The organism is Blastococcus sp. SYSU DS0617 (assembly GCF_054051075.1).
The window spans coordinates 1-1,720 of record NZ_JBJHAO010000032.1 but is presented as its reverse complement, the minus strand read 5'-3'; the positions used below and the strand labels follow the sequence as shown (position 1 = coordinate 1,720).

The following is a 1,720-nucleotide window of genomic DNA, read 5'->3' as shown; positions in this document are numbered from 1 at the left end:
CACCATGATCGGTGCCCCGTCTGGGGGTGCCGGCGCAGCGTGTGGGGTGGTGCTCGAGGGTGGAACGCTGACCAGTTCGGCCGGCAGCTGCGGCTGCCCCTAGTACGGCGTCACGTGTGGCGTGTGGAACGGGGTGGTGGTGGGTGGCCGGTCGTAGGCACGCTGTTGGGTCCTGAGAGAGCGGGCTCGGCCGGGGTGGGAACGCCTTGGGTCGTGGACGTTGCTCTTGTGTCAGGGCCTTCCTGATCTCGTACCACCAGCCCTTGCGGGGTGTCTGGGTCGGCGGGGTTGTGTGGGGGGTGTCTGGTCGTACGTTGAGAACTGCACAGTGGACGCGAGCATCTTTTTGACTCTTGTTTTGTCGAGAGTTCTTGTAGGCCCGCACAGCGTTTCCTTCCGGGGACGGTGTGCGGTGTTTTTTGTGTGGCCAAGTTGTTAAGGGCACACGGTGGATGCCTGGGCACCAGGAGCCGATGAAGGACGTAGGAGGCTGCGATAAGCCTCGGGGAGCTGTCAACCGAGCGTTGATCCGAGGATTTCCGAATGGGGGAACCCCGCACCAGTCATGTGGTGTGACCCGCGCCTGAACACATAGGGCGTGTGGAGGGAACGTGGGGAAGTGAAACATCTCAGTACCCACAGGAAGAGAAAACAACCGTGATTCCGTGAGTAGTGGCGAGCGAAAGCGGATGAGGCTAAACCGATCGCATGTGATAGCCGGCAGGCGTTGTGTGGTCGGGGTCGTGGGACCGTCCAGTACCTTCTGCCGAGGGTACGGGGAGTAAGAAAATGCATGTGTTAGTGGAAGGCCTCTGGAAGGGGTCGCCGTAGAGGGTGAGAGCCCCGTACACGAAAACGCTGCATCTCCCGGACGTGTTTCCCAAGTAGCACCGAGCCCGTGAAATTCGGTGTGAATCTGGCGGGACCACCCGCTAAGCCTGAATACTCCCTGGTGACCGATAGCGGACAAGTACCGTGAGGGAAAGGTGAAAAGTACCCCGGGAGGGGAGTGAAATAGTACCTGAAACCGTGTGCCTACAAGCCGTGAGAGCCTTAGTCCTTCGGGGCGGGGTGATTGCGTGCCTTTTGAAGAATGAGCCTGCGAGTTAGTGGTACGTGGCGAGGTTAACCCGTGGGGGGTAGCCGTAGCGAAAGCGAGTCCGAATAGGGCGAATGAGTCGCGTGCTCTAGACCCGAAGCCGAGTGATCTACCCATGGCCAGGTTGAAGCGCGGGTAAGACCGCGTGGAGGACCGAACCCACTTAGGTTGAAAACTGAGGGGATGAGCTGTGGGTAGGGGTGAAAGGCCAATCAAACTCGGTGATAGCTGGTTCTCCCCGAAATGCATTTAGGTGCAGCGTCACGTGTTTCTTGCCGGAGGTAGAGCACTGGATGGCCGATGGGCCCCACAAGGTTACTGACGTCAACCAAACTCCGAATGCCGGTAAGTGAGAGCGTGGCAGTGAGACTGCGGGCGATAAGGTTCGTAGTCGAGAGGGAAACAGCCCAGATCATCGGCTAAGGCCCCTAAGCGTGTGCTAAGTGGAAAAGGATGTGGAGTCGCAGAGACAACCAGGAGGTTGGCTTAGAAGCAGCCACCCTTGAAAGAGTGCGTAATAGCTCACTGGTCAAGTGATTCCGCGCCGACAATGTAGCGGGGCTCAAGCACACCGCCGAAGCCGTGGCATTCATACATTAACCCGTCGTTGGCCTTGAGCCG

The 1,720-nt window shown here is 59.0% G+C and carries 1 rRNA gene; it reads left to right on the top strand.

Going from position 1 to position 1,720, the window contains the following annotated elements:
• Positions 1 to 425 precede the first annotated feature (425 nt).
• Positions 426 to 1,720 (top strand): 23S ribosomal RNA (locus ACI793_RS19240); the annotation flags it as partial.